The sequence below is a fragment of the Flavobacterium hungaricum genome (assembly GCF_015182285.1).
GTDB lineage: Bacteria > Bacteroidota > Bacteroidia > Flavobacteriales > Flavobacteriaceae > Flavobacterium > Flavobacterium hungaricum.
This window is the reverse complement of sequence record NZ_PRDM01000008.1, coordinates 78,766-101,789: the sequence shown is the minus strand read 5'-3', so window position 1 is coordinate 101,789 and position 23,024 is coordinate 78,766. Positions and strand designations below refer to the sequence as shown.

At 35.4% G+C, this 23,024-nt stretch carries 22 protein-coding genes; 16 read left to right on the top strand and 6 right to left on the bottom strand.

From position 1 onward, the window contains the following. The first annotated feature begins 153 nt into the window (after positions 1 to 153). The 6 genes from C4F50_RS25440 to C4F50_RS25415 all read left to right on the top strand — a co-directional run bounded on the left by C4F50_RS25440 (position 154) and on the right by C4F50_RS25415 (position 6,514). A complete protein-coding gene (locus tag C4F50_RS25440) occupies positions 154 to 981 on the top strand; it encodes an SAM hydrolase/SAM-dependent halogenase family protein (RefSeq protein WP_194141467.1) in 828 nt (275 codons plus the stop codon). A 360-nt stretch (positions 982 to 1,341) separates the two neighbouring features. Beyond that, positions 1,342 to 1,638, top strand: a complete 297-nt coding sequence (locus C4F50_RS25435) for a putative quinol monooxygenase (RefSeq protein WP_194141446.1) — start codon at positions 1,342 to 1,344, stop codon at positions 1,636 to 1,638. 210 nt (positions 1,639 to 1,848) lie between these two features. Beyond that, positions 1,849 to 2,574, top strand: coding sequence for a gliding motility-associated ABC transporter permease subunit GldF (gene gldF, locus C4F50_RS25430; protein ID WP_194141445.1), 726 nt, complete (start codon positions 1,849 to 1,851; stop codon positions 2,572 to 2,574). Further along, entirely contained in the window at positions 2,574 to 4,259 is a 1,686-nt protein-coding gene (gldG, locus tag C4F50_RS25425; protein WP_194141444.1) for a gliding motility-associated ABC transporter substrate-binding protein GldG, read from the top strand. Before gldF ends, gldG begins: the two co-directional genes overlap by 1 nt. Before the next feature lie 108 nt (positions 4,260 to 4,367). Next, positions 4,368 to 5,486, top strand: coding sequence for a DNA polymerase III subunit beta (dnaN, locus tag C4F50_RS25420; RefSeq protein ID WP_111283020.1), 1,119 nt, complete (start codon positions 4,368 to 4,370; stop codon positions 5,484 to 5,486). 395 nt (positions 5,487 to 5,881) lie between these two features. Continuing rightward, positions 5,882 to 6,514, top strand: coding sequence for a DsbA family oxidoreductase (locus tag C4F50_RS25415; RefSeq protein ID WP_194141443.1), 633 nt, complete (start codon positions 5,882 to 5,884; stop codon positions 6,512 to 6,514). A gap of 202 nt (positions 6,515 to 6,716) precedes the next feature. Here C4F50_RS25415 and C4F50_RS25805 read toward each other — a convergent pair whose 3' ends face one another. Further along, entirely contained in the window at positions 6,717 to 6,848 is a 132-nt protein-coding gene (locus C4F50_RS25805) for a hypothetical protein (protein ID WP_255521146.1), read from the bottom strand. Between the two features lie 209 nt (positions 6,849 to 7,057). Between C4F50_RS25805 and C4F50_RS25410 the strand changes: the two genes are divergently transcribed. The 6 genes from C4F50_RS25410 (at position 7,058) to pdeM (ending at position 14,023) form a co-directional block, all read left to right on the top strand. After that, positions 7,058 to 7,372, top strand: a complete 315-nt coding sequence (locus C4F50_RS25410; protein WP_194141442.1) for a hypothetical protein — start codon at positions 7,058 to 7,060, stop codon at positions 7,370 to 7,372. Positions 7,373 to 7,412: 40 nt separating this feature from the next. Next, a complete protein-coding gene (locus C4F50_RS25405) occupies positions 7,413 to 7,772 on the top strand; it encodes a YidH family protein (RefSeq protein ID WP_194141441.1) in 360 nt (119 codons plus the stop codon). Positions 7,773 to 7,791: 19 nt separating this feature from the next. Next, complete coding sequence (locus C4F50_RS25400) at positions 7,792 to 8,793, top strand: ligase-associated DNA damage response exonuclease (RefSeq protein WP_194141440.1); 1,002 nt, start codon at positions 7,792 to 7,794, stop codon at positions 8,791 to 8,793. Positions 8,794 to 9,176: 383 nt separating this feature from the next. Next, positions 9,177 to 10,778, top strand: a complete 1,602-nt coding sequence (locus tag C4F50_RS25395) for an ATP-dependent DNA ligase (protein WP_194141439.1) — start codon at positions 9,177 to 9,179, stop codon at positions 10,776 to 10,778. Positions 10,779 to 10,925: 147 nt separating this feature from the next. Further along, positions 10,926 to 13,385, top strand: a complete 2,460-nt coding sequence (locus tag C4F50_RS25390) for a ligase-associated DNA damage response DEXH box helicase (protein ID WP_194141438.1) — start codon at positions 10,926 to 10,928, stop codon at positions 13,383 to 13,385. Positions 13,386 to 13,390: 5 nt separating this feature from the next. Beyond that, the gene (gene pdeM / locus C4F50_RS25385; protein ID WP_194141437.1) at positions 13,391 to 14,023 is read left to right on the top strand and encodes a ligase-associated DNA damage response endonuclease PdeM; all 633 of its coding nucleotides are present in this window, start codon (positions 13,391 to 13,393) and stop codon (positions 14,021 to 14,023) included. 292 nt (positions 14,024 to 14,315) lie between these two features. Here pdeM and C4F50_RS25380 read toward each other — a convergent pair whose 3' ends face one another. Genes C4F50_RS25380 through C4F50_RS25365 form a run of 4 tightly spaced genes read right to left on the bottom strand, consistent with a single transcriptional unit; the run spans position 14,316 to position 16,287 of the window. After that, positions 14,316 to 14,858 (bottom strand): hypothetical protein, encoded by a 543-nt coding sequence (locus C4F50_RS25380; protein ID WP_194141436.1) that lies wholly within the window; start codon positions 14,856 to 14,858, stop codon positions 14,316 to 14,318. A 19-nt stretch (positions 14,859 to 14,877) separates the two neighbouring features. After that, positions 14,878 to 15,318 (bottom strand): hypothetical protein, encoded by a 441-nt coding sequence (locus C4F50_RS25375; protein WP_194141435.1) that lies wholly within the window; start codon positions 15,316 to 15,318, stop codon positions 14,878 to 14,880. A gap of 49 nt (positions 15,319 to 15,367) precedes the next feature. Then, on the bottom strand, positions 15,368 to 15,835 hold the full coding sequence (locus tag C4F50_RS25370) for a hypothetical protein (protein ID WP_194141434.1): 468 nt from the start codon (positions 15,833 to 15,835) through the stop codon (positions 15,368 to 15,370). Between the two features lie 2 nt (positions 15,836 to 15,837). Further along, on the bottom strand, positions 15,838 to 16,287 hold the full coding sequence (locus tag C4F50_RS25365; protein WP_194141433.1) for a hypothetical protein: 450 nt from the start codon (positions 16,285 to 16,287) through the stop codon (positions 15,838 to 15,840). A gap of 247 nt (positions 16,288 to 16,534) precedes the next feature. Here C4F50_RS25365 and C4F50_RS25360 point away from each other — a divergent pair, with 247 nt between their 5' ends. The 3 genes from C4F50_RS25360 to C4F50_RS25350 all read left to right on the top strand — a co-directional run bounded on the left by C4F50_RS25360 (position 16,535) and on the right by C4F50_RS25350 (position 19,756). Then, the gene (locus C4F50_RS25360) at positions 16,535 to 18,550 is read left to right on the top strand and encodes a sensor histidine kinase (protein ID WP_194141432.1); all 2,016 of its coding nucleotides are present in this window, start codon (positions 16,535 to 16,537) and stop codon (positions 18,548 to 18,550) included. Positions 18,551 to 18,552: 2 nt separating this feature from the next. Next, positions 18,553 to 19,293, top strand: coding sequence for a LytR/AlgR family response regulator transcription factor (locus C4F50_RS25355; protein WP_228012143.1), 741 nt, complete (start codon positions 18,553 to 18,555; stop codon positions 19,291 to 19,293). A 133-nt stretch (positions 19,294 to 19,426) separates the two neighbouring features. Beyond that, the gene (locus tag C4F50_RS25350; protein ID WP_194141431.1) at positions 19,427 to 19,756 is read left to right on the top strand and encodes a DUF4870 domain-containing protein; all 330 of its coding nucleotides are present in this window, start codon (positions 19,427 to 19,429) and stop codon (positions 19,754 to 19,756) included. Between the two features lie 124 nt (positions 19,757 to 19,880). Here C4F50_RS25350 and C4F50_RS25345 read toward each other — a convergent pair whose 3' ends face one another. Continuing rightward, positions 19,881 to 20,174, bottom strand: coding sequence for a winged helix-turn-helix transcriptional regulator (locus C4F50_RS25345; RefSeq protein WP_194141430.1), 294 nt, complete (start codon positions 20,172 to 20,174; stop codon positions 19,881 to 19,883). Positions 20,175 to 20,597: 423 nt separating this feature from the next. Here C4F50_RS25345 and C4F50_RS25340 point away from each other — a divergent pair, with 423 nt between their 5' ends. Beyond that, complete coding sequence (locus C4F50_RS25340) at positions 20,598 to 22,946, top strand: mechanosensitive ion channel family protein (RefSeq protein WP_228012142.1); 2,349 nt, start codon at positions 20,598 to 20,600, stop codon at positions 22,944 to 22,946. Positions 22,947 to 23,024 lie beyond the last annotated feature (78 nt).

Genomic DNA, 23,024 nt, shown 5'->3' with positions numbered 1-23,024 from the left:
CGAATAGAACTGAATACTTAAAACTTCCAACTGCTGCTAATTTTACAAATTGTGTTTACTTTCTTTCAATTTGTCTTTACTATTACTAGCTTTGCATTTCTCAAATTTAATGAAAATTAGATTCAAATACTATCAATAGTTATAAACAAAATGATGTCAATAATTACCCTTACTACCGACTACGGCCTTAAAGATTACTTTGTGGGCTCGCTGAAGGGTAAAATACTTTCTGAAAACCCAAAGGTTCAGATAATTGACATTTCTCACGACATTGATCCCTTTAATACTGCCGAAGCCAGTTACATTATTGGCGCTTCTTATTTGAGCTTTCCAAAAGGAACTGTGCACTTAATTGGGGTCGATATTGAACGTAACAAAGAAAACCAGCACATTGCCATGCAGTGGAACGACCACTACTTTATCTGTGCAGACAATGGCATTTTGAGTATGCTGACGCAAAAAATTGTACCGCAGAAAATTGTTGCCATCAATATTCACGATCGTTTTCCGATTGAATTTACCGATCTGGATATTTTTATTCAGGTGGCATCGCATTTATCCAAAGGCGGTTTATTGAACGTGATCGGAAAAGAAATTCCGTCCTTAAAAGAAGTAACCGAACTGCAGGCTGTTGTTGCAAACGATGGAAACTCTCTAAAAGGATATGTTATTTATATAGATCATTTCGGAAATGTTGTGACCAATATTTCTAAACAGCAGTTCCTTGAAGTCGCAAAAGGCCGTCCTTATGAAATTGTCATGAAGCCAAAAAGCATCAAGACCATTCTGCCAAGCTATTCGGCTATTGCAACTTCAGACAAATATCCGATTAAGACTTATGAGGGAGAAAAACTCGCTATTTTTAATGAAGCTGGATTTCTCGAAATTGCTATTTTTAGAAGTAACCCTTCTAAGGTTGGCTCTGCAAATAGTTTGTTAGGATTGAATTATCGTGATGTCATTACGATTAAGTTTTCTTAAATTAATTTTAGATTTTAGTCCCAATCCCGAAACCTCGGGACGGTATAGATTTTAGATTAATTCTCTCGCAGATTTTGCAGATTGAGCAGATTTACATTGATTATATTTCGTCTTCTTGTCATTCCGACGAAGGAGGAATCTTCACAAGTAACTCTACAAAGATTGGCTATTTTATAGGCGGAGCTGTGCACGAAGATTCCTCCTTCCTCAGGAATGACAATATTGTGAAAAAATCATGTACTTATAATATTTCATTTTTTATTTAAAACAACAATCAATTTTGGTATTTTTGCGCACCTGTAAGATTTTAGACAATACAAAAAAATCTAAACTCTACAATCTAAAATCTAAAATAATAATATGTTTGTCAGAATTGTAAAAATGAGTTTTCACGAAGAAAATATTCCTGCTTTTTTGGAGAATTTTGAAACGATAAAACACAAAATACGAAACGCTGAAGGAAATCGTTTTTTAGAACTGTATCAGGATAAAAATGACAAATGCATCTTTTTCACTTACAGTTATTGGGAAACCGAAGCTGATTTGGAAAATTATAGAAATTCTGAACTTTTTGATTCGGTTTGGACTTTTACAAAAAAGCTGTTCAATGCAAAACCAGAAGCGTGGAGTGTGGATAAAGTTGTTAGTTTGGTTTAAAGTTTCCTGTTTAAAATTATATTGAAACAAAGAACTATTAACCGCAAAGAACGCAAAGATTATAATGTAGTAGGTTTATTTAAACATTAAGTTCGCAAAGCTTTGTGTCAAAACCTTGCGAACTTAGCGTAAACTTTGCGTCCTTTGCGGTTAGAAAAACGCGAAGCAAAACAATTTGAAACAATAATACTTGAAACAAAAACAAAATAAATGAAATCAATCATTTTACGAGAAATAAAATCTTTTTTTGGCTCTCCGATCGGCTATTTGGTTATAGCAATTTTCCTGATTATCAACGGACTCTTTTTATGGGTTTTTGAAGGAGATTATAACATACTAAATTCAGGTTATGCCGATCTAACGCCATTTTTTACTTTGGCGCCTTGGATCCTTATTTTCCTGATTCCGGCCGTAACCATGAGAAGTTTCTCTGACGAAAGAAAACAGGGAACGCTCGAATTATTATTAACCAAACCATTATCAATTTGGCAGATTGTAAACGGAAAATTCTTTGGTTCGTTTTTACTAATTATTCTAGCGATTATTCCAACCTTGATTTATGTAAAAGTAATTTCAGACTTAGGCTCGCCAGAAGGGAATATCGACATGGGAAGCACAATTGGTTCTTATTTCGGATTATTGTTTTTAATCGCTTCGTATTCAGCAATCGGAATCTTTACTTCTACCCTTTCAGAAAACCAGATTATGGCTTTTATTATTGCTGTTTTCTTATGCTTTTTCCTTTATTTTGGTTTTGAAGAAATCGCTTCCTTAATTCCTGGTTCAGGTAGTTTTATTTCAGTTTTAGGAATGCAGAATCATTTTAAAAGTATGAGCCGAGGGGTAATTGATACACGCGATGTGATCTATTTTCTAAGCATTGCCATTGCATTTTTATCTTGTACTGTTTACCAATTAAAATCTTTTAAGGCCTAATGAAACCATCTACTCAGCAAAATATCAAAACATTAGGAATAACGATTTTCATTTTAATTGTTCTAAATGTACTGGGAACGTTGTTTTTTCAACGTTTTGATTTAACCAAAGACAAACGCTACACTTTATCGCCAACGACTTTACAAATTGTAAAACAAGTAGAAAATCCGTTGTCTATAAAAATCTATATGGATGGCGAACTTCCTGCAGATTTTAAACGTTTACAACAGGAAACCAAACAATTATTAGAAGAGTTTCAGGCTTATAATAAAAACATTGTTTTCGAATTTGTAAATCCGATGGAGAACGAAGACGAAAGCATGGATTTGACCGAATCGCTTTTCAAAAAAGGATTAACCCCGATAAATTTAACTGTAGACGACAAAGGAAAACAGTCACAGGCGATGGTTTTTCCGTGGGGAGTTGCCGTTTACAACAACAAAGAAGTTAATATTCCTTTGTTAAAAAACAGAATGGGTGCTTCGACTACACAAAAAGTAATCGGTTCTATTCAGCATTTAGAATATTCTATCGCAGATGCTATCAATAAAATAACCAAAAACAAACAGAAGAAAATTGCAATTATAAAGGGCAATGGCGAGCTGCGTGAAGTTCATATTGCTAAAATGCTGATGCAGATTCACGAAAGTTATTTAATGGGGCCTTTTACTTTAGATTCGGTTGCTAAAAACCCAAACGGAACTTTAAAGGAACTGAAAAAATACGATTTAGCCATTATTTCTAAACCTACTGAAAAATTCAGCGACGAAGAAAAAGAAGTTTTAGATCAATATATTATCAGCGGCGGTAAAACACTTTGGTTAATTGATCAAGTGGCTGCCGATATGGACAGTTTGTACAATGATATGGGGGCGACACTGGCGTACCCGAGAGATTTGAATCTAAACGACATGTTCTTCAAATACGGTTTTAGAATTAATCCCGATTTAGTAAAAGACGAATACGGAAGCCCGATAAAACTGGCAACTGGAGAACAAGGAAGTGCAACACAGTACCAGGAGTTTAAATGGAAATTTGCACCAGAAGTTTACCCAACAAGCCAGCATGCGATCGTGAAAAATCTGGGTGGAATTAAATTTGATTTTGCCAGCCCGATTGACACTTTAAAAAACGGAATCAAAAAAACGGTTTTATTACAGTCTTCTCAATACTCAAAAACCATTGGGACCCCATCAGAAATCAATCTGAACATGGTAACGGAAAAAACAACGCCGCAAGATTATTTAAATAAAGGAAATATTCCGCTTGCTGTTTTACTCGAAGGATCTTTTCATTCTGCTTTTGAGAATAGAGTCCTGCCATTCAAAGACAATTCTTTTGCAGCAGTAGGCAAACCAAACAAAATGATTGTAATTGCTGATGGAGATTTAATACGAAATCAATTGGACAAAAACGGGATGCCGGTTGAATTAGGTTACGACCAAAGAACAGGAAATCTCTACGATAATAAAGACTTTATCATGAACTGCATCAATTATCTGCTGGATGATACCGGACTTATTAACATTAGAAGCAAAGACGTAGAGCTGCCATTATTAGACAAAGAAAAAGTTTATCAAACTTATACCCTGACACAATTCATAACTATCGGAGTTCCAATTCTAATTTTAGCCGTTTTTGGTTTGATTTTTACTTTTGTAAGAAAAAGAAAATACAGCAAATAGATGTTAATAAAAAAATGTCATAGTTTGGATAGTTTAAGATATATTTGTAATCCGTATATTTAGCCCTTTATTTGCTAATAAGATCCATACAAAAAACAAAATAAACAGATGAAATTTATAGTATCGAGTTCGTACTTATTAAAACAATTACAAGTTTTAGGTAGTGTAATCAACAGTAACAATACGTTGCCTATTTTAGACAACTTTTTATTTGAACTAAACAATAATGAGTTGACAGTTTCGGCTTCAGATCTTGAAACGACAATGTCTGCTACATTATCGATCGATTCTACAAGTAAGGGAAGCGTTGCTGTACCAGCAAAACTGCTGCTTGAAATTTTAAAAACATTCCCAGAACAGCCTCTTACCTTTACAGTTGAAGACAATAATACTGTAGAAATCAGCTCAAATTCTGGTAAATATGCCTTAGCTTACGCTGCAGGAGAAGAATTTCCTAAAGCAGTAAGTTTAGAAGATCCATCTGTTACTTTAGTTCCTGCAGAGGTTTTGGCAACTGCAGTAAGTAAAACTATTTTCGCTGCCGGAAACGATGATTTACGTCCGGTAATGTCTGGAGTTTTCTTCCAGTTCTCGCCAGAAGGATTGATCTTTGTAGCTACAGATGCTCATAAATTGGTAAAATACGCTCGTACAGATGTTAAAGCATCTCAGGTTGCTGATTTTATTATGCCTAAAAAACCTTTAAACATTTTAAAAAGTATTTTAGGAAGCTCTGATGCTGAAGTAAAAATTGAATACAACGATTCAAATGCGACTTTCTCATTTGACAATTATATCTTGATGTGTCGTTTAATCGACGGAAAATACCCGAATTACGAAGCAGTAATTCCAAAAGAAAATCCAAACAAACTAATGATTGATCGTTCTTTATTCTTAAGTTCTGTTCGTCGTGTTGCGATTTTCTCTAACAAAACTACGCACCAGATTCGTTTAAAAATCGCTGGAGCAGAATTAAATGTTTCTGCAGAAGATATCGATTACTCAAACAAAGCAGAAGAAAGATTAACTTGTGATTATCAAGGTGACGATCTTCAAATTGGTTTCAACTCTCGTTTCTTAACAGAGATGCTGACCAACTTACAATCAGACATGATTATGCTTGAAATGTCGCTGCCAAACAGAGCTGGAATTTTGACTCCTGTTGACGGCTTAGAAGAAGGAGAAACTGTTACAATGTTGGTAATGCCTGTAATGTTAAATAGTTAACATCAAAGTTTCTTTTTGTTACAGGGATTTTTTTTAGTTTCAAATTAAAGACATATCATTGTAAAAAAAAAGATATCGCTATTAACCAACCATTTTTTATACCTAGAAACCGCAATTCTTTAATTTAAGATTTGCGGTTTTTTATTTGATTTTTTTTTTGTTTCAAGTTTCAGGTTTCAGGTTTAACCGCAAAGGTCGCAAAGGTTTTTCGCAAAGTTCGCAAAGTTATCATAAAGCTTTGCGAACTTTTTTATTTCGTAAACTTAAACTTTAGAAAAAAAACTTAGCGAACCTTGCGGTTAAACAACATAAGTATATCAAACTGAAACTTGAAACTTCAAACCTGAAACTTGAAACTTCAAACTTGAAACAATTTTTTTCTTTAACTTTGCAAAATGAAAATAGAAATCTGGTCGGACATTATGTGTCCGTTTTGTTATATCGGAAAAAGACAATTGGAAAATGCATTGGCATCGTTTCCAGATCATGATGTTGAAATTGAGTGGAAAAGCTTTCAACTTGATCCCACCATTACTTCAAATCCAAATCAAAACGTTTATACGTTTCTGGCAGAAAGAAAAGGCATGTCTGTAGAACAATCTATAGAAATGCACAAAGGTGTTGCAGAACGAGCAAAAAGTGTAGGTTTGGATTATAATTTTGATAAAGCGGTTATATCAAATTCGTTAAACGCACATCGAATCATTCAATTAGCCAAAACCAAAAATCTTGGCGGCCTAATGGAAGAGATTTTCTTTAAAGCTTATTTTACAGATGGAGAAGATCTCAACAACGGATTGACTTTGATAAAATTAGGAATTGAGGCTGGTTTGGAAGAAACCGAAATCAGAGCAGTCTTAGAAAGCGATACTTTGTTCTTAAAAGAAGTACAATCTGATATCAAAGAGGCGGGCGAAATTGGAGTTCAAGGTGTTCCTTTTTTTGTATTCGACCGCAAATATGCCATTTCTGGCGCACAGCCGGTTGAAGCCTTTATCAAAACAATCGAAGCAGTAACAACAAAATAACTTCGCTATTTATTTGATTTTATACATTCCTTAAAAACTTTCTTTTAAAATATAAACCGAAGCTGGTATTTTTTTAGTATTTTTAAGTTACATACTTTACTATTAAGTTTAATAACCAACTTCCAATATCGTTTTTAAACTAAAAGCGTGCTGTTTACAATTAAACAGCACGCTTCTATTTTTTAGTGTTTACTAAAAACTTTTAATGACCTGCTCTACCTTTTGAATCTGTTGATTTTGCAGTACTTTTTTTCCCTCTAGAATCAGTTGCTGATTTTTGAGTTTTTCCAGAATCTTTCATTCCAGATTTCGAATCTTTTCTTGAAGTTTCCATAACTATTTAATTTTTAAATTAATATATACAAAGTTGCAAAATACTTACCTCCTGTTTTTATAGAATTAAAATTGATTTTTACAAAATAAAAATCCTTTATAAATAAATCATGTAAGATTAAAATTGAATCCTATAAAATTTTTAACCGTCTAATTTTCAAATTTGTATATCGATAAAAGTAAATTTCTACTAATTTAAAAATATTCGTTATGAAAACAATTGCCAATACTTTAGACAGCAGAAAAATTGATTCTCACCAATGCAGTAAACCAGACCATATTGATACAGCACACGAAAATGAGGCTTTGGATGACGAATTTACTTCAGGACAAAATCAGGATACTACTTATAAGCAATATTGTGATCCCATCTCTTCTTTCGAGATTATCGAAAGCGGTTTAAACCATGCTGAAGATAACACGCCTTATTCAAGTTACGACGATACCAATCCCTACGATAGTTTTAATTTAGATCATGAAGATGACAAATACAATTGTCCTCCGTACAGAAATTTCGATTATTAAAAGATTCTTATCTAAATACTTATAAAATAACCAGGAAATTATGAGTGAATATCTTTCTAACCAAAAAGCAATAGTACCGTGGCTGGGAACTGGAATCGGAATCATGATTTTCGGTTTTGCGGCTGTAAAAGTCTCTTTATTTTTAAAACAGCTTCCCTCTCAATATTGGTCCGAAACGGCTGCTTTAAACAACAATTATACACACGGCATAGGTGTGGGACTTTTAATTGCCGGTGCAATGACGATACTTTTATCTTCTTTACAGCATCAAAAACTAGCCTATTTGCTCACAAAAAGCAAATATCAATATTATACAGTAATTCTAAATTTTATTACTACGGTGATTTTTGCTTTAAGCATTTCGCTGATAGCCTATTTGATTATTGCTGCCAAAACTTAATTAATTCCATAGACATCAAATGAGTGTGCCTTTATTAGCTTTTAACGACAAAGGAATTTACTGTCAGCAGGCAGACGTATATCTCGATCCGTGGCGTCCAGTTACAAATGCCATCATTACACACGGACATTCGGATCATGCGCGCTGGGGGCATCAAAATTACATTACACATCATACCAATGTTTCAATCATAAAACACCGTTTGGGCGATATTAATGTTTCGGGTAAAGACTGGAATGAAACTTTTACCATAAATGGCGTAAAATTTTCTTTTCATCCTGCCGGACATATTATTGGTTCTGCCCAAATTAGAGTAGAATACAAAGGCGAAGTCTGGGTTTTTACGGGTGATTATAAAACAGAAGACGACGGAATCTCGGTTCCGTATGAGGTCGTAAAGTGTCACTCTTTTATAACAGAATGTACATTTGGCCTTCCTGCTTTTAAATGGGAACCACAAGCTGATGTAATGACTGAAATCAATAATTGGTGGGCAGAAAATCGTGCAGAAGGAAAAACTTCTATTCTTTTTGGATATTCTTTGGGAAAAGCACAGCGTTTATTAAAAAATCTCGATCCAAGTCTCGGACGTATTTACACTCACGGAGCGATCGAAAATATGACTGAAATTGTGAGACCGCTGATTCAGCTGCCGCCAACGATAAGGATAACGCCTGAAACAAAAAAAGAGGATTTGCTTGGTAATATCGTAATTGCACCGCCAAGCGCGCACGGCAGTACCTGGATCAGAAGAATGACTCCCTTTGTAACAGGTTCTGCAAGTGGCTGGATGGCTTTTCGAGGCGCCAGAAGAAGACGTGCCGTAGACAAAGGCTTCGTTCTAAGCGACCATTGCGATTGGACAGGACTTTTAGAGAGCATAAAAGCAACCGGCGCAGAAAGAGTAATCTGCACACATGGCTATTCGGACATTTTTTCAAAATATTTAAGAGAATTAGGTTACGATGCCAGAACTGCACATACGCAATATGACGGAGAAACTAATGATGAAGACAGTTGAGTTGTGGGGGTTAGAAGTTATGAGTTATGGGTTATAAGTTATGCGTTATGAGTTATGAGTTATGAGCTGTGAGTTGTGAGTTGTGAGTTAAGCGTTATGGGTTAGAAGTTAAACGTATTAAGTTTAAAGGATATTTTTCAAAAGAATTTTGTTTAAACACTTAGAATACAACTAACATCTAACTTTCCTAACACTCAACTCCTAACACCTAACATCTAACATCTAACATCTAACATCTAACATCTAACATCTAACATCTAACATCTAACATCTAACACCTAACGTATAACTTCTAACTTCTAACTTCCAACATCTAACACCTAACATCTAACATCTAACTTCTAACATCTAACTCCTAACACTTAACTTCAAACAGAAAAAAAATGAAAAACTTTGCTGCACTCATAAAAGCATTAGACAGTTCAAACAAAACTTCGGTTAAGGTCGATGCTTTGACTGACTATTTTATGAAAGCCAGCGATGAAGATAAAGTTTGGACTATTGCGATACTTTCGCACCGACGTCCTCCCCGACCAGTAAATACAACGTTGCTGCGTTTGTGGGCGAATGAATTGGCTGGTATTCCGCTTTGGCTGTTTGAAGAAAGTTATCATATTGTAGGCGATTTGGCTGAAACGATTGCATTGGTTATTCCGACCACAAAAGAACATTCGGACAAAAGACTCACAGAATATTTACAGGAAATTATTGCGCTAAAAAAGAAAACAGATTCTGAAAAGAAAGAATATCTGCAGAACAATTGGCTGGCTTTAAATTATTATGAACGATTCGTTTTTACGAAATTAATTACTGGCAGTTTTAGAATTGGTTTAAGTCAAAAACTAATGACGCGAGCACTTTCTAAGGCACAAAATGTTGACGAAGATACATTGGCTTATAAATTAATGGGAGATTGGAATCCGAATACGATTAGTTTTCAGGAATTGATTTTGGACGAAAAAAGCAGCGATTATTTATCAAAGCCCTACCCTTTTTATTTAGCCTATCCGATTGAAGGCGAACCTGAGAATTTGGGAAATCCAGAAGATTGGAGCGCAGAGCATAAATGGGACGGAATTAGATCGCAGACTATTATTCGCGAAGACGAAATTTACGTTTGGAGCCGCGGTGAAGAATTGGTGACTGATAAGTATCCTGAATTTGGTTCTTTTATAGGTGTTATTCCGAACGGAACTGTTATTGACGGCGAAATACTTCCTTTTACAGAAAACCAAATTGGTACTTTTAATGAACTGCAAACCAGGATTGGAAGAAAAAACGTATCGGCTTCTGTTTTAAAAAATACTCCAGTAATTATAAAAGCTTATGATTTGTTAGAATGGCAGGGAAAGGATATTAGAAATCTTTCGTACGAAGAACGTCGTACTTTGCTAGAGTCATTATTTGAAAACACAAAAGATAAAAATATTCCCATGCAGCTTTCTGAGAGAGTTCAATTTTCTTCTTGGGAGGAATTGACCGCAGAAAGAATGGGTTCGCGCGAAATGAGAAGTGAAGGTTTAATGCTGAAGAAAAAAGATTCGCCCTATTTGGTGGGCAGAAAAAAAGGAGATTGGTGGAAATGGAAAATTGAACCGCTGACAATAGATGCTGTCCTTACCTACGCCATGCGAGGCCACGGACGACGCTCAAACCTTTTTACCGATTATACTTTTGCTTTGTGGCAGGAAAATGAAAATAATGAACGGGAACTCGTCACTTTTGCAAAAGCGTATTCTGGATTAACTGATGCCGAATTTAGAATGGTAGATGATTTTATCAAAAAAAATACATTAGAACGATTTGGTCCCGTAAGAAGTGTTACGCCAAAATTGGTTTTTGAAATTGGTTTTGAAGGCATTTCTCTTTCTAAAAGACATAAAAGCGGGGTTGCAACCCGTTTTCCGCGAATTTTAAGATGGAGGCATGATAAGAAAATTGAAGAAGCCAATTCTATTGACGATTTGAAAGATATGATTGTTTAAAGTTATTAAACGCGCTATTTTGTCATTTCGGCTAAAAGGAAACTCGAACACAACTTGCGAGACTAATGGAGAATGCAGTCAAAAAATCAGTGCAATTCACGGCAAAAAACTTTGTGGCTTAGCGCCTTTGCAGAAAAAAAAATATAAATGAATAGAGAAGAACTTTTTACGATAGCAAATAATTGGTTTGCCAATCAGGGATGGAAACCTTTTCCGTTTCAGACCCAGACTTGGACTGCTTTTCTGCAAGGTAAAAATGGGTTGTTGAATGCGCCGACAGGAAGCGGTAAAACATACGCTTTATGGCTCCCGATTGTTTTAAATTATATTAAAGAAAATCCAAATTATAAAACCAAACATAATCCCGGATTAAAAGCGATTTGGATTACGCCGCTGCGTTCTCTTTCTGTAGAAATCAAGCAGGCTGCCGAACGGGTTATTACGGATCTAGAGGCTAAAATGACGGTTGGAATACGCTCTGGAGATACTTCGACTGCAGAAAGAACCAAACAAAAAGGAAAAATGCCCGATCTGCTGATTACAACTCCAGAAAGTTTACAATTGCTTTTGGCTTCAAAAGGCTATGAAAACATTTTTAAAAATTGCAGCTCGATTGTGATTGACGAATGGCACGAATTACTTGGAACAAAACGTGGCGTGCAGGTCGAATTGGCACTATCGCGATTAAAGACCGTTGCAAAAAACATCCGCATCTGGGGCATTTCGGCCACTATTGGAAATCTGCAGCAGGCACAGGAAGTTTTGCTTGGCATAGATACCGAGGCTTACCACAATTCTGTTTTGATAAAAGCCCACATTCAAAAAAAAATAAAAGTAGTTTCTGTAATTCCAGAAAAAATGGATGCCTATCCTTGGCGCGGGCACATGGGACTTCATTTGATAGATGAGGCTGCAAAAATTATAAAAGCCAGTAAAACAACTTTAATTTTTACAAATGTTCGTTCTGCATGCGAAATCTGGTACCAGCGATTATTAGAAAAATATCCGGAATTTGCGGGCGAAATGGCGATGCATCACGGGAGTATTGACCGCGAAACGAGACTTTGGGTAGAAAATGCCATTCGAAACGAAGAACTGAAAGTAGTAGTTTGTACTTCAAGTTTAGATCTGGGAGTTGATTTTGCGCCTGTAGAATCGATTATTCAGGTGGGCGGACCCAAAGGTGTTGCACGCTTTATGCAGCGGGCCGGACGAAGCGGCCACCAGCCTGGAAAAGAAAGCGTCATCTATTTTCTAGCCACTCATGCTATTGAATTGATAGAAGCTTCGGCTTTAAAAAAAGCGGTTGAAAACGGAGTTATCGAAGATCGAGTTCCGTATTTAAACAGCTGGGATGTTCTGGTTCAATATCTCAATACTTTAGCCGTTTCTGACGGTTTTTTTCCCGATGAAATTTTTAAAGAAATCAGTAAAACCTTTAGTTATCAAACCATTTCTAAGGAAAATTGGAACTGGATTCTAAATTTTATTACCAACGGAAGCCAGAGCCTGCATGCTTATGATGAATTTAAAAAAGTAGAAATTGATGAAAACAGCTGTTACAAAATAACGAGCAGAATGATCGCCATGCACCATAGAATGCAGATTGGAACCATTGTAGGTGATGCAGTAATGAATGTAAAATTTATAAGCGGCGGTTATATTGGGACAATCGAAGAATGGTTTATTTCTAAATTAAAACCTGGTGACACTTTTATTTTTGCAGGAAAAAAACTCGAACTTTTTGCCATTCGCAATATGCAGGTTTTGGTCAAAAAAGCCAGTCCGAAAAAGGAATCTAAAATCGCCAGCTGGATGGGCGGCCGTATGGCACTCTCGGCACAAATGAGCGAACTGCTTCGTCAGGAATTGTATCGCGCGAATACCGAAAATCTTTCGCCCGAACTAAAAGCGCTAAAACCTTTGTTTCTAAGACAGCGAAAAGAATCTATTGTTCCCACTGCAGATGAATTCCTGATCGAAACTTTTAAAACAATAGAAGGATTTCATGCCATTTTTTATCCGTTCGAAGGGCGTTTTGTACATGAAGCTTTGGCCAGTTTATTGGCTTTTAGAATCAGTTTGATCCAATCGATCAGTTTTTCTCTGGCTTATAATGATTATGGTTTCGAACTGCTTTCAGATCAGGAAATTGATATTCAGGGAATGCTGGACAATAATTTATTGTCAACAGAATATGTGCACCATGATTTGCAGAAAAGTTTGAATTCTACTGAAATGGCACGCCGAAAGTTTCGGGATATTTCTGTAATTGCAGGATTGGTTTTTACTGGCTTTCCGGGAAAAATGGTCAAAACAAAACATTTGCAAAGCGGTTCTCAATTATTGTTTGAAGTCTTTCGTGATTTTGAACCTGATAATTTACTTTTGCATCAGGCTTATCGGGAAACTTTTGAGCATCAGCTTGAAGAAGGCCGTTTGATTATGGCATTAGAACGGATTCAAGAACAAGAAATTGTCTGGAAACAGTGTTTAAAACCGACACCTTTTAGTTTTCCTATTATTACAGATCGCCTTAGAGAAAAATTATCGAGCGAGACATTGGCCGAAAGAATTCAGAAAATGACGGCTTCTTACATGAAATAAAATTTATGAAAATTCAAATACAAGACGAATACTTTAACCTTCACTCCAGCGGTGCTTTATTTTGGGAAAAAGAAAAAACCCTGATTATATCTGATGTTCATTTAGGGAAAGTTTCCCATTTTAGAAAACACGGCATCGCAATTCCGCAAAATGCTGTGGCAGAAAATTTTAAACGGTTAACCGATGTAATTGAACTTTTTTGTCCCCATAAAGTAATTTTTCTGGGTGATTTGTTTCACAGTTCCAAAAATGCCGAATGGCAGTTGTTTCAGGATTGGGTAACGGTCTGCACTGGGAAATTAATTCTTGTGGCGGGAAATCATGATATCATTGATGAAAAACATTACCATAAAATCGGAATTGAGGTTGTACAGCTGTTAGAAATTGGGAGTTTCTTCTTTACACATCATCCAACAGAAAAAGAAAACTTTTTTAATTTTTCAGGCCACATTCATCCAGGCATTACACTTCGCGGACTTGGTTTGCAAACCTTAAAGCTGCGCTGCTTTTTTCAGAAACCCAATCAATTGATTCTGCCTGCGTTTGGTGAGTTTACAGGGAAATATATTTTAAAACCAAACCAAGATGACATCGTTTATGCCATAGCCGGAAATGAAGTTATTCTGATAAATAATTAGGCTAAAATGCAGTTTTTTCTAACACATAGAAACATAGATTTTTCTTGACTAAATAAAGGTAATTGAAAGAAACCAGCTTCTCACACCTAGCTCGATGTGTTTGGCACTTGTTTAATCTTTACCAAAAATATCAATTGCCTCCAGATTTATCTGGAGGTTCAAATAAAGCGTACTTAAAGGCTTTAGCCCAATAAATCCTATTCGGCTAAAGCCAATTCTATTTTCAAATTATAACCCGCATCTAAAGATGCTGGCAATTGATCATATTGTTTTTTTTTCGGTTAAAAAATAATTAGAGTTTTTTATACTCTACTCCTTTTTTATCGGCATACGGCAGCAACAGATTCATTACTTTGGTATACTTCTTATCAAGTTCAATCCCTTTCGTATCGTCCAGATTTCTAGCAGCTTTATCAACTTCTTCATCGCTTTTTCCTTCATCAATCATTTTTGCAATTATCATGAAATCTTTACTCTGAATTTGATCTGCATATTCAAACAAATCGATTCCTGAATTTACAATTTCGACAGCATCATCGTCGGGATTTAAATCTTTAATCCTTTCAATGTCTTTTTTAAAAGTATTCGCGTAAGCATAATTTACAACTTCTACACAAGTTGCTTTTCGCATTGTTTTTCCGTCTTCAGCTGGTAACTGCAGCGTTCCGTTTGCTTTCTGCTGACGAAATTCTTTAAAAACCCTTTCAAAACTAGACGGAATTTTATTGGCATTTAAACCAATCTGCTGGAAAATTTCGTTTGGATCATCTTTGATAAGATTGCATGATGAAATGCAAATCAGTACTAGAAAAAATGTTATCGTTTTGGCTTTCATATTTACCTTGGGTATTGTTTTAGCTGGGTTGCATAGACAGGATCAATTTATCAATTTTCATCAATATAACTTCATCATATTCTTTTTTTCTTTTGTCTTTTTTTGAGCTCGAACTAAAATTCTCGCTTATCCTGTAATTTTTTACAAACTGGCTTTTCTGTGCTCCCAAAGAATAATACCAGCTTCCCATTTCAGAATGCACAAAAATCACCGCTTCATTCAGATTCAAAATTTTTCTTTTAGAAAAAAACAGACTGCTTTTGTAAACTGCATTGTTTTGCTGATCGAATGTATAGCGAATTTTTGGACCTATTTGGATATCGTATAAACTGTGCAGGAAAAAATATACTAAGAATACACCAATTACCCAAAACATTTGTTTATCGATATATTTTTGAACGAAGAACAATCCTGTACCACAAACCAAAATTCCAGACAAAACCCATTTGGATAAGTTCACAGATGGTTTTTTGGGACAAAGGGAGAAACTGTTCAACGTTTCTTCTATACTATATCTTTCTTGAATAGTCATCTTGGCTCAAAATTTCATTGATTTCATTCATCAAAACCTGTAATGATCTGGTCGAAAAACTCTGTGCAATACCGGTACATTTTTCTTTGTCATCTTTAAGATAATACAGATTTAGAGAAACATTTGTAGTGATAAAGTTGTGTCTGACTTTTACCATTTCAAAATTTACAAAATCGGTAAACGGAATTTCGACAGATTTATTGATCAGACCGTTTTTAATAATAAATGCTTTTTTATGGAGGTCAATACTGAAATTTTCCTGCCAGATCGAAATAAAACATAAAACGGTAAGAATACCAAAAATCCAGATCATGGCCGAGTTTTGGTTCCACATTCCTGCTGCAGTCAAAGCAGCCATTCCGATCACAACAATTAACCCGAAACCGTATTGTCTTTTCATTACCAACAGATTTCCTTCTCTAGTAAATTTTTTAAATTCAGACATCTTTAATCAATTTTAACACCGTCAATTACTAATGTGTCGCAAAGAAGCGATATATAAGAACTATTATAATCGGCTGTGATCTGGTCACTCATAGAATCAATTCTTCCTTTAGTAAAATCAAATTTTCTGACAGGCATTTTTCCGTAAGAATCTGTCATGATAATCTGACCGTCTATGCCGGTTTTGTTTCTCATAAAAGCCGCCAGCAATACAATATCCTGTTTTTCGAAATCAAGCGAAAAATAATAGTTATTTTTAACTTCGTTCGTTTCAGTATTAATCACACTTTTGGTAAAAGAAAAAGTAGCAGAACGAATGGGTGCTTTTATGGTTTTGGCACCGTCTTTTACCAAAATTTCGATTTTGATGCGTTTATCATCTTGTTGTCCGTATGTCAAAACAGAAAAAAAACAGCATGCTATTAATACGATTGTAAAAAATTTCTTATTCATAATTTAGTATTTTAAAAATTAATTTATAGCAGCAAGATTACTGCGAAGATCTTCTTGTACCAATTCAGAATTGGCAAATGGATGCTTTAAGTTTTTATTTGGTAATCCTGCCTGATTATTGAGATTCAGGGGCAGTCACGGCACTTCTAAAACCTTAACAAACACAGGTATTTACACCAAAAAAGTGCTCTTTATTTTTTGGTTGATCTGTTTGCAATTTGTACTTTGGCAGCACTAACCACTATACATGCAGTCCAAAAAATTCATAAATCCAGTACAAATCAAAAAAGCAAAATGGTTGTTTTACTTCATGGTTTTATTCGTTTCGAATAGCAATGCACAGGAAATTTCTTCAATAGAAAAAATTGCGGCATACGGTTACGAAAAGCGTTTTTCTGATTCTTCTTCAAGTAAAAAAATCCAGCTTCAGGCATTAGAACTCGCCAAGAAAAAAAACAATATCGAGGATCAAATCATCTGTTATTCCTATTTAGCTTTAACACAGCGGCGTTTACTTCATCTCAAAGCTTTCTCGCAATACGCAGATTCTTCTTTTGTATTAGCCAGCAAAACCAATAAAATACGAGCAAAGGCATTCGCTTTTTATTCGATGGGAGCTTTAAAGTCTTATATTGAAGACAAACCTCAGGCAATAGAAAACCTTTTAAAAGCGTACGAGCTTTTTTCTAAAATAAAAGCACACGGCCAATGTGCCAAAATAGCTTCGGACATATCGTATTTATTTTCGCCGGCTTCACCAGAAAAAGTCAAAAAATATGCGCAGGAAGCTTTGCATCATGCTGAAAAAGCGAAAGATCCCGAAAGCCAGCTGTACGCGAGGCTCGCTTTTGGCAGTTATCTGACCGATAAACTTGATTCGGGATTCAATGAAGAATGGCAGCCTGCAGTAGATTTTTTTAAAGAAACGGTGCTTCTCGCGGAGCAAAATGCCCATAGAATCATCAGTAAAAGTAACATCGGAATTGCTTACATAAATCTGGCAGATCTGTATTCTAAAGGTCCAAAACCAATGGATGAAACTGCATTTTTAGAAAATCTACAGAAAGCAACGGTCATTGCCAAAAAATACAATATCAAGATTATTTACAGAAGTGCTATAGGACTGCAGGGCTATTATTATACCGAAAAAGGAGATTATGCAAAGGCCGAACTGCTGTTTATAGAAGGAATCAAATACCAGCAGAGTCTTCCGTATACAGACAATTATCTGCTGGCTGTTTTTTACAATTGCTTAAAGGATGTTTCAGTAAAAAGAAAAGATTTTGAAGCTTATTATCATTATGATACTTTGTACACTAAGTACAATCAATTAAAGTATAACGAGAACACTCAAAAAGTACTTCAGAATGCCGATGCGAGATACGAATCTTCCAAAAAAATGGAACGCATCCAGCAATTAGAATTAGAAAATGAATTGCAGCAAAAAAATAAACTTTTGGGCTACGGGATCGCAGGAGTACTTTTAATTGGTTTGATTTTCATGTTCAGATCGTATTATTACAGACAAAGATACTATCTCAATCGAGAAGAAATTCTGAAACAGGAACAGGCTAACAGCGAATTGAAAGTGCAGTTAATGGAGAAAGAAACACTCGAAAATCTTGCGGCAAGACTCTCTATAGAAAGACGATTGCTGCGCTCGCAGATGGATCCGCATTTTATTTTTAATGCTTTAGGGAATATCCAAAGCATGATTTTACAAAAAGACACCATTCCTGCGGTTTCGTATCTTACTAAATTTGCAAAACTCACCCGTCAGGTTCTCGAGCAGTCGCGCAAAGAAACGATCTCGCTGGAAGAAGAAATTGGTACTTTGACCAATTATATCGAACTGCAGCAGCTGCGCCTCAACAATAGTTTTGATTATACTATTGAATGTGACGCGGCGGTAGAAACCGACCTGCTTATTCCCCCCCTGCTGATTCAGCCTTTTATTGAAAATGCCGTTGAGCATGGATTAAAACCGCGCGAAAAAGATTCGAAAGGCTTATTAGAAATATATTTTAAGCAAAATGATGAAGAAAATCTAATCTGTACCATAAAAGACAACGGAATTGGATTAACGGCTTCTAGAAAACTAAAAATAAACGACAATCATCATTCTTTGTCTGCCACTATCACAGACGAAAGGCTTTCTAAAATGAAGAAAGATTATCCGTTTGCTGGTTTTCAGGTTTTAGAACGTGATCCTGAAACGGACAGCTCTGGATGTTTGGTTATTATTACTATTCCAATTTTATAAAAATGTACAAAACTATAATTGTAGAAGACGAAAAGCGCATTAGTGAAGCATTGTCTATTATGCTCGAAATGGCAGCTCCCGATACGATCCAGATTATCGCTTACGCAGAAAGTGTAGACGAAGCTGTAAAACTGATTGACCGTTTAAAACCTGATTTGGTTTTTATGGATATCATGCTCCAAAATGGAACTGGTTTTGATGTATTGCAACAAATTTCGTTTAACTCTTTTCATCTCATTTTTACCACGGCTTACGAACAGCATGCTATAAATGCTTTTAAGTACAGCGCGGTCGATTATCTTTTGAAACCTATTGATCCTGAAGAACTAAAAACAGCTATTGAACGAATTGAGGTGCAGCAGCAGCGAGTGCTTCAAAAACAGCAGTTAACAGAATTGCAGCACAATCTTTCTAAAACTCCAGACCGAATCATCCTGCCAACGCAGGAAGCGATGTATGTGGTAAAACTGGAGCAGATTATCAGATGCGAAACATCGGGATCCTATACAACTTTCTTTTTAACAGACGGACGAAAAATAATGGTTTCTAAACCTCTTAAAAATTATGAAGATTTATTAGAACCTCCTTTGTTTTTCAGGATTCATCAATCGCATTTAATCAATATTAATGCGATTGTGAGTTATTCCCGAGAAGGAATGGTGCATATGAATGATAAGTCTGTAGTGCCGATTTCGAGAGGAAAAAAAGAGCAGTTTTTTAAACTGATGAAAGACGAAAATTAACTTTTTACCAAGATTATTTCACCCTATACCGATTTAAATAATACCAATACCAATCTAAAACTACCGAAGACAAAGCGGCTCTTGAGAATCTTGTTCTGTACCTCTATTTTTGCCTCAATAAATAACGTAAACGATGAACAACAAAACCCTTTCTATCTTGAGCTATATAACTATTATTGGTTGGGTTATAGCTTTTGTTAAAAGTAAAGATTTAACACCAAAAAGTGATTTGGTCAACTATCATTTAAAACAAGGATTCGGAATTTTTATAGTTTCCTTAATCCTAAACATTGCACTTTCTGTAGTGGTGGCTGCAGTACCGTCTTTGTATTTTTTAAGCTACATTGGATACATTCTTTTTATTCTATGGATTTTTGGAATTATAAATGCTGCCAACGAACAAAAAAAGCCAATCCCGGTTATTGGAAAAATTTTTGAAAATCAATTTGGTTTTATAAACTAATTTGAATTGACTCTTTTTTAACTGCCGTTTTTATTTTTTGAATTAGGATGATTCTTAAAGAACCTCTGTATTTTGGGTCAGAATACAGAATAGTACTTAGGAATTTTTCCTTTTTTTGTATAAGCTAAGACAATCCTTCTAACTGCTGAAAAATCGGAATCACCGTTTTTCCTTTTTCGGTCAAATGATATTCAATATGGAGCGGTTTTAGCTTTACAGTTGTTTTTTCTAAAAGTCCCTCTTCTTCCAACTCTCTCAAAGCAACAGACAAAGACTGCTTGTTGGAACCCGGAATCTGCCGCAGCAAACTATTAAATCGTAAAGGCGACTCAACAGCCAAACGAAAAATTGCCGCTTTCCATTTCCCCGATAATATTTTTAAAAGTCTTTGTGCCGGACAGGTTTCTTTTTCTTCCATAAATACAATTGCAGTACTGCCTATTTGTTTGAGAATGCTATTTGGTTTCTAATTTGTTCAAACTTAACGTAAAATGTAAAACAAAAAAAGAAAACAGAGTAAAATTGAGAAAGTTTACCCGAGGTTTTATTTTTCTAACGAAGAGTACACTGAAAATTTCGCAGAGTGAGCAAGTTATTTGAACTCTATGAAAACCTCTTTTCTCTGCGTTACATTATTTTTACCAAATACTTTACTGTAAATCCAATGTTAGACGCACTGCGGTTCGCCTCTACGGAAAACCTTGGTCGCTTTGAACCTTTGCATCTTTGAGCCTTTACGGACAAATTCAGTATGCCTCGTTTAATTTATTTTTTATTACCCCAAAGTTTTGTAAAAAAAATTAAATTTGAACTCCCTAAATACGCCCTATACATTATGACCATGATTAGAAAACATCTTTATTTTATTACGCTCTTTTTATCCCTTTTCTTAGTTCAGCAAGGCTTTGCTCAGACAAAAGCAGTTCCGAAAAAGGAAAGTTCAGGAAGATTATTCAACGACACTACCGCTACAGACAGCGACTATTTGATGGCAATTGAGAAAGCCGGCGAAGTCCTGGAGTCGGCTTATAACGACACCGATTTTGAGGGCAGTACTTTTCATCTTTTTGGAGAAATGAAACGCACCGAAAGCAAACTTGAGCTTATTTTGTCAAGTTTAAAAGGCGCCAATCCAAATGTTCGTAATCAGCAGATGTACCGCTTAGTGCTGCAGGAAATTCAGCAGGAGCTGGATGAGCAGAACAAAGCCATTAATGAACGAAATGGCCATCTCGAAGAAATCAAAAAAAGAGTTATTGACCTTCGCAAAGACAAAACTTTAATTACTTTGTTACGAGACACCATACGCCGTAAACAATTTAAAAAAGAATTTGCCGATCTTAAAAAGAGATATATTGCAACTGATAGTTTAATGACCAAAAATCAATCGGTTTTAAACAACAAAAAAAGATTGACTGTACAACGCAAAATTTCGGTTTCGAATGCGTTGGTTACGGTTGAAGGCAAATTAGAAAAATCTGGAATTAGTATTTTCAATAAAGAATATCCGTCGCTTTGGCAGACCAGCGATTCGGCCGTGAAGAAAAAAATAGCCCACAATATCAAGGCAAAAATTATTATAGAAGAAAATGTTGCTGCTTATTATTTAGGTTATAAAGCCGGCGGTTTGATTACGCTGTGCTTTTTTATGGGAATTTTGTTTTGGTACATTTCACGAAACATCAAATATTTAAAAGAAAACGGACACAGTAAAAATCTGTCCCAATTCAATTTTAAATATCTTAATAGAGGCGTTTTAATTCCTATTGTGGTTATTGCCTTAAATATTGCAGTAGTCACCAATTTGTATGCACCTGCCCTATTTTTAGAATTACTGCAGCTGGCATTATTGGGAGCCTTAACGGTTTTGTTTAAAAATCAATGGTCAGGCGTTGCGATGCGCAATTGGCTTATGCTTCTAGCTTTGTTCTTTGCACTTTGTTTCTTAGACTTATTTATTACAATTGGTTTGTTACAGCGTTGTGCCTTTATTGCCATCAATGTGCTTGGTATTCGCTACGGATTGGTGCAAATTAAAACTTTAGAAGAACAGCTTTACATTAAACGATTTTTTAAATGGGCAAGCATCCTTTTCATCGGATTAAACGGCTTGTCGATTCTTTATAATTTATTTGGAAGAGTTTCACTTTCAAACATGCTGAGCCTTACCGCTTTTATTTCGCTTACTCAAATTGTAGCTTTAAGTGTCTTATTAAAGATTTTTTTAGAAATTATTCTGTTGCAGATCTACACAACACGAGTAAAAAGAGGTATCGAAAAAATGTTTGATTACGAAAGTTTATCCGATACATTAAAAAAACCTTTTATCATCGTGATCAGTTATATGTGGCTGATTGTGATTGCTTCTAATTTGAATATTTGGGAATCGCTGCGTGCTGCAATTCAAAAATTGCTGAGCCATCCCAACACCATCGGAAGTATTACTTTTACGCTGGGTAATATCGTTTTATTCTTCATCATTATCTGGATGGCGCATTTACTGCAAAATTATGTTGCTTATTTCTTTGGTGAAATTGACGATGAAAACGAAGAAAACATCAATAAGAGACAGCATTCTAAATTATTGATCACACGATTAGTTGTTTTAATAGCGGGGTATCTGCTGGCGGTTGCAGCCTCTGGAATGCCGTTAGACAAACTGAGTATTCTTTTGGGAGCATTAGGAGTCGGTGTTGGTCTTGGTCTTCAAAATGTGGTTAATAATTTTGTTTCGGGTATTATTTTAATTTTTGACAAACCGATTCAGATTGGCGATGTGGTAGAAATAAGTTCAGAATCTGGCCGTGTCAAATCGATGGGGCTTCGTACGACCAAAATCAATGCGCCAAATGGTGCCGAAATTATTATTCCGAATGGTAATTTATTGTCTCAAAACATTACTAACTGGACGTATACTGATAATTTTAAATTGGTAGAAATTACTTTTGAAATTAACGGCGAAACCATTCCAGAAGAAATTAATGCAATTGTAAACGAAACATTATTGAAGCTGCCGCTGGTTAATAATTCTAAAACTTCTCAGATCTATTACAGTGCTATTTCTGATGGAAAATACAAACTATTGATCAAATTCTGGTGCAGTATTTATCGTACCGAAGAAACGATCAGCAGTGCTCGTCAGGAACTTTACAGCAGCTTTAAAGAGAAAGGTTTGACGTTCTCCAGCTAAAGTTAATTTTAAAGGCGGCAGTTGTAAAATTACCGCCTTTTTTGTTGTTGAAAAATTATCTAATTACGTTTATAAAAC